The sequence below is a fragment of the Nocardia sp. CA-119907 genome (assembly GCF_050955995.1).
GTDB lineage: Bacteria > Actinomycetota > Actinomycetes > Mycobacteriales > Mycobacteriaceae > Nocardia.
Genome location: NZ_CP192091.1, coordinates 7,045,511 through 7,060,337 on the forward strand (window position 1 = coordinate 7,045,511; position 14,827 = coordinate 7,060,337).

Below are 14,827 nucleotides of genomic sequence, written 5' to 3' on the forward strand. Positions count from 1 at the left end.
GCGCGCTCCCGATGAACAGGTATTCAATGAAGCTCTCCGCCCTGGTCGGCCTGGCCGCCACGGTCGCGTTGCTGGCCACCGGCTGCGGCACCGACCCCGATGCGGAAAACTCCGCGCAGCCCGCCGGTTCGATCACCTTCGACCTGTCCCCCGGCCAGTCCGGCCGGATCCACGCGCCCAAGGTCGATGCCATCGCCGCCGAACTGCCGCAGGCCATTCGCGACCGCGGCACGCTGGTGGTCACCGGATCGGGCGGCGCGGCACCCCCGCTGCGGTTCTACGCCACCGACGATAAGACCATCGTCGGGTCCGAGGTCGATTTCGCCGCACTGATCGCCGACATTCTCGGTCTGAAACTCGTTGCGCAGGTGGCCGATTGGTCGCAGAACTTCGTGCGAGTCGACTCCGGCGAAGCGGATGTGTTCATCTCCAACGTCACCGTGACCGAGGAGCGCAAGGAGAAATACGACTTCGCCACCTACCGCAATGACACCGTCGCACTGGAGATCCCCAAGCAGAGCACGCTCGACTACAGGGATCGCAAGAGCCTGGCGGGTAGGCGGATCGGCGTCGGCAGCGGCACCAATCAGGAGCAGCTGCTGGTCAAGTGGAACGAGCAGAACGTCGCCGAGGGCCTGCCCGCGATCGATATCGCCTACTTCCAGCAGGTCACCGACTACTACCTGGCGCTGGCCTCGCAGCGCCTCGACGGCTACATCGGCCCCAATCCGTCCGCGATCTACCACAGCACCACCGCGAACCAGACCAAGATCGTCGCGACCTTCTCCGGCGCCGGTGACACGCTGCAAGGCGAAATCGGTGTGCTCACCAAGAAGGACAACGGTCTGATCGGCGCCATCAACAAGGCCATCGACAACGCCATCCAGACCGGCACCTACCAGCAGGTCATCGACCGGTGGGGGCTGAAGACCGAGACCGTGCCGAGCTCGCGGATCAATCCGCCCGGCCTACCGAAGAAGTCGTGATCGCAGATGAAATTCCTGCTGTTCACCCTCGTTACCCGGGTGCCCGACCCGAGCACCGGACGGCTGCCTGGGACCAGGGAGCGACTCACCAATGTCATCGACCAGGCTCGTCTCGCCGAGGAACTCGGCTACGACGGGTTCGCCGTCGGTGAGCGGCACGAGGATCCGTTCCTCTCGGCCGCGCCGCCGGTGCTCCTGTCCCATATCGCGGCGGTCACCTCCCGGCTCAGCCTGTTCACCGCGGTCACCACGCTGAGTCTGCTGGATCCGGTGCGCGCGTTCGAGGACTACTCGACTCTGGACAACCTCTCCGGCGGCCGCCTCGAACTGATCATCGGCAAGGGCAACGGTGCGGCACAGGCGAAGCTGTACCACGTCACCACCGAGGACCAGTGGGATCGCAATCGCGAAGGCTACGAACTGTTTCGGGCGCTATGGGACAGCGACAGCGTGACCTGGTCGGGTCGGTTCCGTCCGGAATTGGTCGAGGCCAAGGCCCTGCCGCGGCCGTGGCAGCCGCGCATCCGGATCTGGCACGGCAGCGCGACCAGCCGCGATTCGGTGGAACTCGCCGCGCGCCACGGTGACCCACTGTTCTCGGCCAATGTCACCAATCCGATCGAACCGTATGCCGAACTGGTGCGCCACTATCGGGAGCGCTGGGAGTACTACGGGCACGACCCGGCCGACGCCCTGGTCGGCGCGGGTACCGCCGGATTCCACGTGGCACGCACGTCCCAGCAGGCCCTCGATGTGTACCGCCCGATCTTCGAGGCGCGGCTGGCGCTGGCGCGCAAGCTCGGCCTGCCGATCGTCTTCGAGACCCTCGACGATTTCGTCGCACGCAGTTCGGCATTGGTCGGCAGTCCCGAGCAGGTGATCGACAAGGTGGGCCGCCAGCACGAGGCCTTCGGGCACGAGGTGATCCATCTGTCCGCCGAGCGCGACGGCCGCACCGAGGCCGAACATCGCGACAGTCTCGAACTCTTCCAGGCCGAGGTCGCGCCCGAACTGCGCCGCCGCATTCCGAGTAGGCCGCTGGCCAGCAACCGTGACGCCGCCGCAAACGGCCATGGTGCCGGGCGTCCCGGCACCGAATACGACATCGATTCCCGCGGCGAACTCGTCCGCACCGAAACATCTGGAGTACCACAGTGATCCGTCCCCGCCATCGCATCGCGGCCGTGGCCGCCGCCGTCACCGCGGCCGCGAGTCTGGCCGCCTGCGGCAGTGATTCGGCCTCGGGCGGCGCTGACGCGGGCCCGCCGAAGCCGGGCGGGACCTTGCGTTATGGCCTCTCCCAGGCGCCGACCTGCTCGGATCCGGCACAGGCCGGCACCAACCAGACGCTCTACGTGACCCGTCAGATCGTGGATTCGCTGACCGACCAGGATCCCAAGACCGGTGAGATCAAGCCCTGGCTGGCCAAGAGCTGGGAGATCTCACCCGACGCCAAGCTATTCACCTTCCACCTGGCCGACGGCATCACCTTCAGCGATGGCACACCGCTCACCGCGGATTCGGTGCGGAACACCTTCGATTCGGTGATCAAGCTAGGCGCGGCGAAAACACCGCTCGGCTCCAGCTATCTCACCAACTATGTCGGCACGACCGCGGTCGACAAGCTGACGGCCCGGGTCGAGTTCAGCAAGCCCAATGCCCAGTTCCTGCAGGCGTCCTCGACGGCTCAACTCGGCATTCAAGGCGATGCCACCACGGCCAAGCCTGCCGATCAGCGTTGCCTGGGCGACAATATCGGCAGCGGCCCGTTCACCTATGCGTCCTGGCGACAGGATGCCTCGGCGACCCTGGCCAAACGCGCGGGGTACAACTGGGGTTCGGCGGTCTTCGCCCATCAGGGCGAGGCCTACCTCGACAAGATCGAATTCACGGTCGTGCCCGAATCCGGTGTCCGCACCGGCAGTCTCATCTCCGGCCAGCTCGACGCGGTCAGCGACGCGCTGCCGCAGGACGCGCCGCAGATCGAGGCCGCGAGCGGTCGGGTGCTGAGCACCGCGAATCCCGGTGTGCCATTCGGCTTCCAGACCAATGTGACCAGGGGCCCGCTGCGCGATGCGGCGGTGCGCCAGGCACTGCTGCCAGCGATCGACCGGAAACAACTGGTGGACACCGTACTCGGTCCGCAGTTCAAACCCGCCACCAGCACATTGGCCAGCAGCACGCCCGGCTACCAGGATCTTTCGGCGCGGCTGGCCTATGACCCGGCCAAGGCGCGCGGCATCCTCGACCAGGCGGGCTGGACGCCCGGCGGTGACGGCATTCGCACGAAGAATGGTGATCGCCTGTCCTTCTCGGTGCTCTTCAGTCAGGCGTTCGCGGGCAACCAGGCCATTCTGGAGCTGGTACAGCAGCAGCTGCGCCAGATCGGTGTCGAGCTGAAGCTGGATCTGGTGTCGGGCCCGGAAAGCACGGCCCGGCAGAACCTCAAGGATTTCGACGCCACCTACTACAACACCACCCGCGCCGACGGTGACATCCTGCGCACCTCGTTCAGCGTCGACGGCCGCAATCTCAATGCCCGCGAACGCATCCCGGCCCTCGACGACGTGCTCGACGGTCAGCTCAGCGCCTCGGATGCCGCCGCCCGCACCGCACTGATCCGCACCGCGCAACAGGCGGTGCTCGACGCGGGGCTGTGGATTCCGACGGTGGAACTGTCCCAGGCCATCGGCGCGGCGCAGAGCGTGCGGGATCTGAAGTTCGAGGCCTCGGCCCGGCTGCAGTTCTTCGATACCTGGTTGAGCGGGCGGTAGTCATGGCTCGGTATGTGATCGTGCGGGTATTGCAGGCGATATGGGTGCTGTGGGCGGCCTTCACCATCTCGTTCGTAGTGCTGTACCTGCTGCCCGCCGATCCGGTCTCCATCGCGGCCGACGGTGCCGGTGCCGGCACCCCGATCGATAAGGCCGCGATCGCCGAACTGCAGGCGCGCTATGGACTGGATCGCCCACTGTGGGAGCAGTACTGGACCGCGCTGACGAATGCGGCGACCGGCGACCTCGGCCACTCCATCAGCACCGGCCAGCCGGTGACCCGCGCACTCGGTGACGCGGTGCCCAACACCCTCGGATTGGCCGGACTCGCCCTGCTGTTCGCCGTGATCGGCGGGGTCGGCCTGGCCTTCGCGGCGACCTACACCCGGCGTCCGTGGTTGCGCAACGCGCTGAGTTCGGTCCCCTCGCTCGGGGTTTCGGTGCCGACATTCTGGACGGGACTGCTCTTGATGCAGCTGTTCTCGTTCCGCTGGCACCTCGCCCCGGCATTCGGCGGTCACGGCTTCAAGGGCACGGTGCTGCCCGCGCTGACCCTCGCGATCCCGATCGGCGCGGTCATCGCGCAGGTGCTGACGGCCGGACTCGAATCGACCTGGCGGCAGCCGTTCGTCGATGTGGCACTGGCCAAGGGCGGTTCGCGCTCCTGGGTGCTGCGCAAACATGTGCTGCGACCCGCCAGCGTGCCCACCTTCACCATCGCCGGAGTGCTGGTCGGCAATATGCTCGCCGGTTCGGTAGTGGTCGAGACCGTCTTCGCCCGCCAGGGCGTGGGGCGGCTCACCCAGACCTCGGTACTCGCCCAGGACATTCCGGTCGTGCAGGGCATCGTGCTGCTCACCTCGACCGTATTCGTCACCGTGAATCTGGCAGTGGACCTGCTGTATCCGCTGCTCGATCCGCGCATAGCCGGGCGCTCCCGCAGTGTGACAACCGATTCCGAGGCCACCGATACCGATACCGCGCAAGAGGTGGTCGTGCATGCCTGAGGCATCCGTTCGCCACATGCTGCGCGACCGAACCACCGCAGTGCGCGACAGCACCGTACTCCTCGCGCTCGGCTGGTGGCAGCTCGCCGACGACCTTCGACAGCAGGTGGCCGATCATGGTTGACGTACTCGATGAGCCGAGGCGCGTCGCGCTACCCGGGCTGCGGCGGCCTGTGTTGCGGTGGAAGTCGCTGCGCGGCAAGACCGTAGTCGTGCTGTCGGGTGCCGTCGCAACCCTGGCACTCGGTTGGGCGCTGTTCCCTTCGGTATTCGCCAGCGGTGACCCGCTGACCGCCGTACCCGCACAGAAGTTCCAGGGGCCGAGTGCCGAGCACTGGTTCGGCACCGACAATCTCGGGCGCGATCTGTACACCCGGATGGTGCACGGCGCGGGGCTCTCGCTCACCGCCACCCTCTCGGCGGTCGCCATCGCGCTGGTCGCCGGTTCGATTCTCGGACTGCTGTCCGGGTCGATCGGCGGCATCGTCGACACCGTCATCATGCGATTCGTCGACGTGCTGCTGTCGATTCCGTCGCTGTTGCTATCGCTGGCCCTGGTCACCGCGCTCGGCTTCGGCACCCGGAACGTGGCCGTCGCGGTGGGTGTTTCGCTGATCGCCAACTTCGCCAGGGTCATGCGTTCGGAGGTGCTGCGCGTGCGCCAGGCACCCTATGTCGAGGCCGCACACGCCTGCGGCGTTCGCTGGTACACGGTGCTCGCCCGCCACGTCCTGCCGAACTCCTATCAGCCCGTCCTCGCCTTGGCCGCGGTGGAATTCGGCATGGCGGTGCTGGCCGTGTCCGCACTGAGCTTCCTCGGCTATGGCGCGAAACCGCCGACACCCGAATGGGGCTCGCTGATCTCCGAGGGCCGCAACTTTCTCGCCACCGCCTGGTGGCTGACCACCCTGCCCGGCCTGGTGATCATCGTCGTCGTTCTCTCGGCCCAACGCCTCGGCCGCGCCGCAGGAAGGAGTCACCGCGCATGAGTGAGCGCAGCACAGCCGCCGAGGTCGCGGACGGAGCGGATACCATCACGGACTCTCGGCCGGCCCTACTCGGCATCGAGGGCCTGTACGTTCGCTATCGCTCCGACAGCGGCACCGTCACCGCACTGGCGGACGTTTCCCTCACCGTCGGCCGCGGCGAGGTCGTGGCACTGGTCGGCGAATCCGGTTCCGGCAAGTCGACGCTCGCCCAATCGGTGATCGGCCTGCTCGGACCAAATGCCGAGATCACCGGCGGAACCGTCACTTTCGACGGGGAGAAGGTGGACACCGGATCCGAGCGCGCGCTGCGGCGCATTCGCGGTGCGCGCATCGGATTCGTGCCCCAGGATCCCGGGCTGTCACTCAATCCGGTGCGTCGCGTCGGTGCTCAGGTCGCCGAATCGCTGCTGGTCCACGGGCTGGCCGATCGGCGCGACGCGGCCGCGCAGGCAGTCGAACTGCTCGCCGAGGCCGGACTGGACCGACCGGAACTGCGGGCCGCGCAGTATCCGCACGAATTGTCCGGTGGCCAGCGGCAACGGGTACTGATCGCGGCGGCGCTGATCGCCGGACCGGAATTGGTCATCGCCGATGAGCCGACGAGCGCGCTCGACGCCACGGTGGCGCGGCGGGTGCTGGACAAACTCGCCGCACAGACCGCGGCCAGGGGCACCGCGGTGCTGCTGATCACCCACGATCTCGCGATCGCCGCCGAACGGGCCGATCGCCTCGTGGTACTCAGCGGCGGGGAGATCGTCGAAACCGGTCCGACGGCAACGGTGCTCGCCGAACCCAGGCATCCGTATACGAAGCGGCTGCTCGCGGCCTCGCCCAGCCTGGCTCCGTTCGACGGTTTCCGCACATCGCGGGTCAGTGCCGGTCCACCGCTGCTGACGGTTCGCGATGTGCACAAGCGCTTTCGCGCACAGGCCGGTGATGCGGTGACCGCAGTCGCGGGCGTCGGATTCGAACTCGGGCGCGGCGAAACCCTCTCGCTGGTCGGCGAGTCCGGCTCCGGCAAGTCGACCACCGCGCGAATCGCCCTGCGGCTCACCGAACCCGACAGCGGCGCGGTCACCTTCGACGGACACGATCTGACCTCCGTGAAGGGCGGGCGGCTGCGCGCGCTGCGCCAACGCTTCCAGGTGGTCTACCAGAATCCCTACGGCTCACTGGATCCGCGCTGGCGGATCGGCTCGATCATCGAGGAACCACTGCGGGCGTATGCGGTCGGTGACCGCAAGGCCAGGCAGGCGCGGGTCCGCGAACTGCTCGACCAGGTTGCGCTGCCGGAGCACTTCGCGCTGCGCCGCCCCGCGGAACTATCCGGCGGACAACGCCAACGCGTCGCCATCGCCCGCGCCCTCGCCCTGCACCCCGATCTGCTGGTGCTCGACGAACCGGTCTCCGCGCTCGACGCCTCGGTGCAGGCCCAGATCCTGGAACTGCTGGACCGTCTGCAAACCGAACTCGGACTGAGCTATCTGTTCATCTCCCACGACCTCGCCGTCGTGCGCCGCATCAGCGACCGCGTCGCGGTGATGCGCCACGGCCGCATCGTCGAATCCGGTTCCACCGCCGATATTTTCGACAACCCACAGCACGAGTACACCCGCGAACTGCTGTCGGCCATTCCCACACCGCACGCCTCGGGGGCGGCCCGATGACGTGCGCCGACGAAGCCGCTGCCGCGCCACGCATCGACTGGAAAGGACGGTACTGATGACCGAGTTCTTGCTCGCCATCGAGCTCGACGGAACCGGCGTACATCCCGCGTCGTGGCGGCGCGCGGATTCCCGCGCGGAGGATCTGTTCACCGGTGGTTATTGGGTCGATGCGATCGCAACCGCCGAGAAGGCCGGTATCGACGCCGTATTCCTGCCCGATTCCTTCGCCCCGCAGCCCGGCGGACACGAGGTGACACGCGGTGTACTCGACGCGGTCGCGATCGCCGCGCGGGTCGCCGCCGCCACCCATCGCATCGGTCTGCTCCCCCAGGCACCGGTCACCCACACCGAACCCTTCCACCTGGCCAAGGCGATCCAGAGCCTGGACTTCGCCGGTCTCGGCCGCGCCTCGCTCGACCACCTCTCCGGTGGCCGGGCGGCCTGGAATGTCGTCACCTCCTCCGACGCGTTCACCGGTGAAAACTTCCGCCGCGGCGGCTATCTGGAGCACAGCCTGCGCTACCGCAGGGCCGCCGAGGTCGTCGAGGCGACCCGCGCACTCTGGGACAGCTGGCCCACCGACTCACTCGTGGTCGACCGCACGGCCGGCGTCTTCGCCCGGGAAATCCCGGAAACCCGTTACCGCAATACCCAATTCGATATCGCCGGACGATTCCCGCTGCCACCGAGCCCGCAGGGACATCCGGTGCTACTGCAGGCGGGCGATTCCGATGACGGTCGCGAATTCGGCGCCGCCACCGCCGACGCCATCTTCACCGGACACGGCTCCCTCGAAGCGGGACAGCGCTTCTACGCCGATATCAAGGGCCGACTCGCGAAATACGGTCGCACGCCGGAGGAATTGAAGATCCTGCCCGCCGCGACCTTCGTACTCGGCGATACCGCGACCGAGGCCGAAGAGCGTGCCAGACATATCCGCCGGCAGCAGGTCGGCCCGCAGACCGCCATCGCCTTCCTCGAACAGGTCTGGGGCCGTGATCTTTCCGACTACGACCCGGACGGTCCGCTGCCCGATATCGAACCGGAGGCCGATGTGACCATCACCCGCGGCCGGGTGCGTCACGCCAAGGATCCGCGCGCGGTCGCCGAGGAATGGCGGGCCAGGGCCGAGGCGGACAAGCTCAGCATTCGCGAGCTGATCATCGAGGTGACCGCGCGGCAGCAGTTCGTCGGCACCCCGACCGCGGTTGCCGAGCAGATCGACACCTATGTGCAGGCCGACGCCAGCGATGGCTTCATCCTCGTCCCACATCTCACCCCCGGCGGACTCGACGAATTCGTCGACCGCGTCATTCCGGAACTGCAGGAGCGCGGCAGTTTCCGGACCGAATACACCGGCACCACCCTGCGCGACCACCTCGGCCTACGCCATCCCCATCGCAATCGCATACTCGAAGGAGCCAGCGCGTCATGACGACCAGCATCACCAGTCTTTTCGAAACCGAGTGGGCGCATTGGCACACCGCACGGGAGGATCAGCTGCGCGATCCGCTCGGCTTCCTGAGCCTGACCGGATTGCATTGGCTCACCGACCAACCCGAGCGCCTACCGGATGTGCCCGGCACCTGGTGGGTCACCGACGACAAGGTGTTCATCACCGCCCAACCCGCCGACCGGCTGGAGTTCGAGAGCACCGGTATCGCGGGCGTGCAGATCATCGCACCGGCCGAGGGCGCGCCGGGACTCAGTGTGCTGCACGAGAATCGGGTGCTCGAGGTGATCCGCCGCACCGGCCGGTACGCCGTGCGCGTGCACGATCCGGCCGCGCCGACGCTGCTGAGCTTCGAGGGCATTCCCGCCTACGCACCCGACCCGCGCTGGGTGGTCGAGGGGCGCTTCGAACCGTTCGACGAGCCACGCACGATCACCACCGGCGCCGTCGTCGACGGCCTCGAACATCACCACACCGCCTCGGGCACCATCGAATTCACCATCGGCGAGGCCACCGAGCGCTTCATCGCCTTCGGTGAGCCGACCGGTCTGCGAGTGCTGTTCACCGACGCCACCAGCGGTGTCACCACCTATCCCGCGGCCCGCTCGCTCGCGGTGGCAGCACCCGATGCGGACGGCACCGTACGCCTCGACTTCAACCGAGCGGCCAATCTGCCGTGCGCCTTCACCGATTTCGCCACCTGCCCGCTGGCCCCCGTCGAGAACCGGCTGCGGGTGGCCATCGAAGCGGGAGAACAGCATCCGCGCCTAGGACGGTCCGCATGACGATCCCCCTTTCCATCCTCGACCTCGCCCCGGTCAGCGCCGGATCGACCGCACAGCAGGCCCTGCGCAACACGATCGATCTGGCCCAGCACGCCGAACAGTGGGGCTACCGCCGCTATTGGCTGGCCGAACATCACTTCGTCTCGGTGGCGAGTTCGTCCTCGATCACGCTGATCGGTCTGGTCGCCGCGGCCACCACGCGCATTCGGGTCGGCTCGGCGGCGGTCCAGGTCGGCCATCACACCTCGGCATCGATCGTGGAGGCGTTCGGCACCATCGATGCCATCTATCCGGGCCGACTCGATCTCGGCCTCGGCCGATCCGGACATCGCCGCACCCAATTCGGCGCACAAACCGCCCACCAGAAGGGTGGTCACCCGGTCGTCGATACCGTGACCGGTCGCACCGAGGTCCGCGACGGCGTGGTGGTTCCGCCGCCGTTCGATCCGGGTCGGATCACCGATAAGTCGAGGTTCATCGCCGCACTCGGCGCACTGCAACAGCAGGGCGCACAGGCACTGGACTTCCCGGACCAGGTCGATGAGGTGCGGGCACTGCTCAACGGCACCTACCGGAGCACCGAAGGCATTGCGCTGCACGCGGTTCCGGGCGAGGGCGCACAGGTCGAGCTGTGGCTGTTCGGCAGTTCGGCCAGCGAAAGCGCCGAACTGGCAGGCAGACTCGGCCTCCCGTTCGCCGCGGCCTACCACGTCTCCCCCGGCACCGCGCTGGACGCGGTGGCTGCCTACCGGGCGGCCTTCCGGCCCTCGGCCGATCTCGCCGAGCCCTATGTGGTGATCTCCGCGGATGTGGTCGTCGCCGCCGACGACGCCCGCGCCCAGCATCTGGCCTCCACCTACGGCCACTGGGTGCACAGCATCCGCAGCGGCACCGGCGCGGCCGACTTCCTCGATCCCGACACCGCCACGCCGCTGACCGCGGAACAGCGCCGTCTGGTCGACGACCGCATCGCCACCCAGTTCGTCGGCAGCCCGCGCACCGTCGTGGAACGCCTGCAGGCCCTGCAACGAGTCACCGGGGCCGACGAACTCCTCGTCACCAGCGTCACCCACCGCCACGAGGACCGCCTCGAATCCCATCGGCTCCTCGCCGATGCCTGGGGCTTACGGTCGGCGCGCGCCGCCTGACCCGGTGCCGCAGCCCTGGTCCTCGAGCACCGGGGCTGCGGCACGGGTATACCCGCACATGCACAATTCGTCGGGCCCAGCCGGCACCCGACCGTCCACCTAGCTGTCGGCTCGCGACGCCACAGGTGCGGCACCCACGACCGGCACAAGGTTCGGGGAGGCGGAGGAAGTGGGCGCGGCGGTTACGCCATAGCCGAGGTTGGTGAGGACCTCACCGGTGGCCTTGGCGAAGTTCAGTGTGATGAAGTGCAGGCACGGTGCGCCCTCATCGATGAGCCGCTGGCCCATCTCCGTCGCGATTTCGATGCCGACCGCGCGGACCGCGGCCGCGTTCTCCTCCGGGCCGTCGCCCGCGGCCCTGCGCAAACGCTCGATGACCGCAGCGGGCAGCGGACGGCCGCACAGTTCCTCGGCCCGCGCGACGGTGCGCAGGGACGTGATCGGCATCAACTCCGGGATGATCGGCTTCGCGCCCTCGATCGGATCGAAGGCCGCGAGGCGATCGCGCAGGCGCAGATAGTGTTCGACGTCGACGCCGATCTCTAACACCTTGAACACGTCGACGCCGCCCTCGACGAGATGGACTAGGTCTACCTCACTGATCGCCACGAGCGCAGACTAACCGGTCTGTATGACAAGCAACGCGCCCCGCCTCCGATTCGGGAGGCGGGGCGGAATTCGCTGAATTAGGTTACCGGGCTTACTTCTCCAGCTTCTCCAGCATCCAACTGCCGACGGCGTACATGTCGTCAGCGGGGATGGCGCGCGTGTAGTGCAGGGGCGGGGTTATCCAGCGGATCCGACGCCATCCTCTGGCCGGTCGGATGACCCAACCGCAGTATTCGCGGTGAGGACTCCACTGGTTCTCACCGGTGTAGCCGGGCTCGCGGGAGACATGCCGAAACCGGTAGTAAAGGCTTCGGCTATGCCGAAACCAGCGACTCGACCACGTGGCAGGGCCGCTACTGATATAGAGCAGCTTCATCGGGGCCAACTTAGCACTGGATGAAGGTGGGCGCGGTCGCGTTGCGGCCCTCATCCGTCCCGGTGTCCCAGGTAGCTCGCATGACGATCCGGCCCTGCCACACGCCGGGTACGCAGTCCAACGCCATCGCGGCGACGTTGAGGTGTGGGTTGGGGATTTGCGTGGAAACGGCGGGTTCCCCCTTCGGCTGTGGGTTGCTGGTGCCCGACCGATGCCACAGCTGCAACTCGATGCGGAACGCGATAGGGGCGGGATTGCATTCCACTATTCCGCCCACGACGACAGCCTCGTGCAGCACGTACGGGTTCTTGTTGAAGGCGAAGGTGCAGACACCGCCAGCGGCCTGCGCGACCGGCGCGGTGGTGAGCGTCAGCCCGCCGAGTAATGCGGCGCTGATGGCGACAACTGTGACGGCTGCCCGAATCGCGTTGAATCCCATGGAATCCTCCATTACCTACTGCTCCCGTGCCCCACGGGAGAGATCAGAACCGTCCCCGGCAACGCACAGCCGGGGACGGGTGTTGTGACGGACACGGCGTCACGACAGCCAGCCGGGACGGTCGTCGATCCAGACCACCGGCCGGGGAATGGTGCCGTCGCCGATGCACGCCCACAGAGTGTTGGTCGGCATGCCGTGGTAGCGCGCTCTCATAGCGGCTTGGTCGGCAAACATGACGGTGCGTGGCCGGGCGAAGGGCGGGCCGCCCTGCGACCAGGAGCGAATGCACGCCAGGGACCAGCCCGGGTGGTCTCCAACTACTACGTCCGGTGAGGGCACCCACGTCACAGCGCTGTGCCGCCACTTGCGGAGCTGCTGGTAGGTGGCGTTGCTCAGTAGTGCGAACTGGCCGAGACCGAAATAGCGGCGGACCCCGGCGTCGTGCGGGCCGGGCTGATACGTGTGGGGGCCGGGCATTTCGGCGATCGGGGGCCTCACCGGGCGACCTCGATGTCGACGACGGATGCCGGTTCGACGGCGATTACAACATCGGCGTGCAGTGCGGGCAGTTCGTCGACCGGGATGGTGAACTCGTCGCCGGGATTTCCGTCCCCATCGACAGCGGCCCATGATCCGTCGGCGAATTGGATCCAGCCGATGCGATCATCATCATCCGCTTCCTCCACCGTATGGGAGATCGCCAAAGCGCTGTGAGAAGTCGAGCGGTCGGACTTCAAGCGCTCCAGGATTTCGCTTGCAGGGACCGCGTTCTCGGGCCTTGCTCTCGGGCCGAATATCTGCACTAGGGCGTAGGTTGTGATCCCCACCATGACGAGGACCGCCGCTACGACGATGGCGACTTTGAGTTCTGCTGGCACGGGTGACACCCCTCAGCGCTGTTCCAGTCGGGGGCACCAGGCGCCGGGGAAATCGGCTCACCAATCCTGTTTGCGGGACACAAGATCGGTGAGCGCTCCCACGGGGGAGGGAGCATGGGCTGCATCGCCCCGGCGCCGGGTGCTGTACAAACCATCGCGCCTGTTCAGGCATGTCGGAAGGTCGCCGCGGTCTACGCTGGTCTAACTGGCGGTCTACTTCGGTCTACTTGCGGTATACGCGCTCACAGCAGGGGGCGAATGTTGGGTATGCAGGTCAAATGGACCGGTGCCGAAGCCACAGCTTTGCGGGAAGCGTTGGGGCTCACTCAGATTCGGTTCGCGAACCGGGCCGGTATCGCGAAAAGCACAGTGACAAAGTGGCGTCACCTGGGCGACGCAATCATTCTGGGCGACAAGTGCGCCGGGATCCTGGACACGATGCTCGCCCGCGCCACACCCGAGCAGCGTGCCCGGTTCGCGGCGGAAGTTGAGAGCCAACTTGCCGAGTATTCGACGGAATCCGTTGTCGTCCAGTGGGTTCCCGGTACATGGACCGGGGAACCTACCTCGGTCGCAGACGGCCTTATCAGGGAGGATCTTCTCTTGGATCGCCGCCAAGTCGGCCGCGCCCTACTCGGCGTGGTAGTGGGCACCCATCTTCTCGAGCCGCTGGAACGGTGGCTTTCCTCTTCGGAGGAGATCCCACCGAGGATCACCGCAGTGGGTGTCGGTCTCCAAGAGGCGCTCGAGCTCGAGAACTCGGCTCGGATCTTCCGCGAGTGGGACGACCAGTTCGGCGGTGGGCTGCGCCGCAAGGCCGTCATTGGTCAGCTCAGCGAGGTAAACGAGATGCTGCGCGATTCCCATCCGCCCGAGATCAAGCGGCGACTGACGAGGGCCAAGGCATTGCTGGCTGAAACCGCCGCAACGATGTCGTGGGACTCCGGCCGCCAGAGCAAAGCGCAACAGTACTACGCTGTCGCAGTCCGGGCAGCCAAGGAAGCAGATGACCCGGCGCTGTGCGCAAACGCGCTGGCCGGTATGGCGCGCCAGTTGCTAGCGCTGGATCACTACGGACTAGATGCGCGGCGCGAGAGTGTAGAACGGGAGCGAGCCACTGACGCGCTCGAGCTGATTCGCATCGCGCAGGACCATTTCGGCAACCGACTCACAGCGACCGTTCACGCCATGCTGCACACCCGGGAGGCGTGGGCATACGGGAAGTTGGGTCGGCCCTCAGCGTTTCGCCGAGCGTGCGACCGAGCCCACGAAGCACTCACCTCTTCGGACCCGAGCACCGATCCGTATTGGATCAACTACTTCGATGCTGCGGAGCTGGTGGGAACGGTCGGCGGGCGGCTATTGGAGATGGCGCGGCGAGAGCCTGTGTTTGCGGCTGCGGCAGCGGAGCAGATCGGCCAGGCCATCGAGCTGCGCCGTCCGAATCGGCGGCGCAGTGCTGCGCTGGACCAGTTGGGAATGGTCGAGGCGCGACTCATCGAGGGCGAAGTGGAAGAAGCCTGCCGGATCGGCGAGACTGCGGTTGAAGCGGTCGGGAAAACAGCCTCGGATCGCGTTCAGAAGAAGCTGATCAAGGTCTATCGGGCGACAGAACAGTTCGTGCAAGTCGGCCGGGTGGCCGAACTTCGTGGTCGGATGAAACCGTTGCTGATTGCGACGGCGTAGGAGGAGTTGAGTGGTGCGGATCGGGGTAAC

At 67.0% G+C, this 14,827-nt stretch carries 14 protein-coding genes and 1 pseudogene; 11 read left to right on the forward strand and 4 right to left on the reverse strand.

Going from position 1 to position 14,827, the window contains the following annotated elements; all coding sequences use genetic code 11:
- Nucleotides 1-11 precede the first annotated feature (11 nt).
- From ACQP2D_RS31450 to ACQP2D_RS31495, 10 genes are read left to right on the forward strand one after another with little or no spacing between them, the layout of a single operon-like run.
- Nucleotides 12-986 (forward strand): ABC transporter substrate-binding protein, encoded by a 975-nt coding sequence (locus ACQP2D_RS31450; protein WP_433679536.1) that lies wholly within the window; start codon nt 12-14, stop codon nt 984-986.
- A 6-nt stretch (nt 987-992) separates the two neighbouring features.
- Complete coding sequence (locus ACQP2D_RS31455; RefSeq protein WP_433679537.1) at nt 993-2,144, forward strand: LLM class flavin-dependent oxidoreductase; 1,152 nt, start codon at nt 993-995, stop codon at nt 2,142-2,144.
- Nucleotides 2,141-3,760 (forward strand): ABC transporter substrate-binding protein, encoded by a 1,620-nt coding sequence (locus ACQP2D_RS31460; protein ID WP_433679538.1) that lies wholly within the window; start codon nt 2,141-2,143, stop codon nt 3,758-3,760. The genes ACQP2D_RS31455 and ACQP2D_RS31460 overlap by 4 nt, the downstream gene beginning before the upstream one ends.
- Nucleotides 3,761-3,762: 2 nt before the next feature.
- On the forward strand, nt 3,763-4,767 hold the full coding sequence (locus ACQP2D_RS31465) for an ABC transporter permease (RefSeq protein WP_433679539.1): 1,005 nt from the start codon (nt 3,763-3,765) through the stop codon (nt 4,765-4,767).
- On the forward strand, nt 4,760-4,891 hold the full coding sequence (locus tag ACQP2D_RS31470; protein WP_433679541.1) for a hypothetical protein: 132 nt from the start codon (nt 4,760-4,762) through the stop codon (nt 4,889-4,891). The genes ACQP2D_RS31465 and ACQP2D_RS31470 overlap by 8 nt, the downstream gene beginning before the upstream one ends.
- Nucleotides 4,884-5,756 (forward strand): ABC transporter permease, encoded by an 873-nt coding sequence (locus tag ACQP2D_RS31475; protein WP_433679542.1) that lies wholly within the window; start codon nt 4,884-4,886, stop codon nt 5,754-5,756. The genes ACQP2D_RS31470 and ACQP2D_RS31475 overlap by 8 nt, the downstream gene beginning before the upstream one ends.
- On the forward strand, nt 5,753-7,423 hold the full coding sequence (locus ACQP2D_RS31480) for a dipeptide ABC transporter ATP-binding protein (RefSeq protein ID WP_433679543.1): 1,671 nt from the start codon (nt 5,753-5,755) through the stop codon (nt 7,421-7,423). The genes ACQP2D_RS31475 and ACQP2D_RS31480 overlap by 4 nt, the downstream gene beginning before the upstream one ends.
- A 55-nt stretch (nt 7,424-7,478) precedes the next feature.
- Nucleotides 7,479-8,858, forward strand: a complete 1,380-nt coding sequence (locus tag ACQP2D_RS31485; protein WP_433679544.1) for an NtaA/DmoA family FMN-dependent monooxygenase — start codon at nt 7,479-7,481, stop codon at nt 8,856-8,858.
- Complete coding sequence (locus ACQP2D_RS31490; RefSeq protein WP_433679545.1) at nt 8,855-9,661, forward strand: DUF1684 domain-containing protein; 807 nt, start codon at nt 8,855-8,857, stop codon at nt 9,659-9,661. Before ACQP2D_RS31485 ends, ACQP2D_RS31490 begins: the two co-directional genes overlap by 4 nt.
- A complete protein-coding gene (locus tag ACQP2D_RS31495; RefSeq protein WP_433679546.1) occupies nt 9,658-10,809 on the forward strand; it encodes an LLM class flavin-dependent oxidoreductase in 1,152 nt (383 codons plus the stop codon). Before ACQP2D_RS31490 ends, ACQP2D_RS31495 begins: the two co-directional genes overlap by 4 nt.
- Before the next feature lie 99 nt (nt 10,810-10,908).
- Here the strand turns inward: ACQP2D_RS31495 and ACQP2D_RS31500 are convergent.
- From ACQP2D_RS31500 to ACQP2D_RS31515, 4 genes and pseudogenes are all read right to left on the reverse strand, one after another.
- Nucleotides 10,909-11,397 (reverse strand): annotated as a pseudogene (locus tag ACQP2D_RS31500) (methylenetetrahydrofolate reductase); the annotation flags it as partial.
- A gap of 407 nt (nt 11,398-11,804) precedes the next feature.
- Nucleotides 11,805-12,233 carry a hypothetical protein gene (locus tag ACQP2D_RS31505; RefSeq protein ID WP_433679547.1) on the reverse strand — a complete coding sequence of 143 codons (429 nt, stop codon included), beginning with the start codon at nt 12,231-12,233 and terminating at the stop codon, nt 11,805-11,807.
- A 99-nt stretch (nt 12,234-12,332) separates the two neighbouring features.
- On the reverse strand, nt 12,333-12,731 hold the full coding sequence (locus ACQP2D_RS31510) for a hypothetical protein (RefSeq protein WP_433679548.1): 399 nt from the start codon (nt 12,729-12,731) through the stop codon (nt 12,333-12,335).
- A complete protein-coding gene (locus ACQP2D_RS31515) occupies nt 12,728-13,111 on the reverse strand; it encodes a hypothetical protein (protein ID WP_433679549.1) in 384 nt (127 codons plus the stop codon). The genes ACQP2D_RS31510 and ACQP2D_RS31515 overlap by 4 nt, the downstream gene beginning before the upstream one ends.
- Nucleotides 13,112-13,378: 267 nt before the next feature.
- Here ACQP2D_RS31515 and ACQP2D_RS31520 point away from each other — a divergent pair, with 267 nt between their 5' ends.
- Nucleotides 13,379-14,797, forward strand: a complete 1,419-nt coding sequence (locus ACQP2D_RS31520; protein ID WP_433679550.1) for a helix-turn-helix domain-containing protein — start codon at nt 13,379-13,381, stop codon at nt 14,795-14,797.
- The last annotated feature ends 30 nt before the right edge of the window (nt 14,798-14,827 follow it).

Excerpts from the sequence above, each read along its gene's own strand:
- ACQP2D_RS31455 (WP_433679537.1), top strand. The coding sequence starts at position 993 with ATGAAATTCCTGCTGTTCACCCTCGTTACCCGGGTGCCCGACCCGAGC.
- ACQP2D_RS31465 (WP_433679539.1), top strand. The coding sequence starts at position 3,763 with ATGGCTCGGTATGTGATCGTGCGGGTATTGCAGGCGATATGGGTGCTG.
- ACQP2D_RS31485 (WP_433679544.1), top strand. The coding sequence starts at position 7,479 with ATGACCGAGTTCTTGCTCGCCATCGAGCTCGACGGAACCGGCGTACAT.
- ACQP2D_RS31470 (WP_433679541.1), top strand. The coding sequence starts at position 4,760 with ATGCCTGAGGCATCCGTTCGCCACATGCTGCGCGACCGAACCACCGCA.
- ACQP2D_RS31505 (WP_433679547.1), bottom strand. The coding sequence starts at position 12,233 with ATGGGATTCAACGCGATTCGGGCAGCCGTCACAGTTGTCGCCATCAGC.
- ACQP2D_RS31475 (WP_433679542.1), top strand. The coding sequence starts at position 4,884 with ATGGTTGACGTACTCGATGAGCCGAGGCGCGTCGCGCTACCCGGGCTG.
- ACQP2D_RS31450 (WP_433679536.1), top strand. The coding sequence starts at position 12 with ATGAACAGGTATTCAATGAAGCTCTCCGCCCTGGTCGGCCTGGCCGCC.
- ACQP2D_RS31490 (WP_433679545.1), top strand. The coding sequence starts at position 8,855 with ATGACGACCAGCATCACCAGTCTTTTCGAAACCGAGTGGGCGCATTGG.
- ACQP2D_RS31520 (WP_433679550.1), top strand. The coding sequence starts at position 13,379 with ATGCAGGTCAAATGGACCGGTGCCGAAGCCACAGCTTTGCGGGAAGCG.
- ACQP2D_RS31480 (WP_433679543.1), top strand. The coding sequence starts at position 5,753 with ATGAGTGAGCGCAGCACAGCCGCCGAGGTCGCGGACGGAGCGGATACC.
- ACQP2D_RS31495 (WP_433679546.1), top strand. The coding sequence starts at position 9,658 with ATGACGATCCCCCTTTCCATCCTCGACCTCGCCCCGGTCAGCGCCGGA.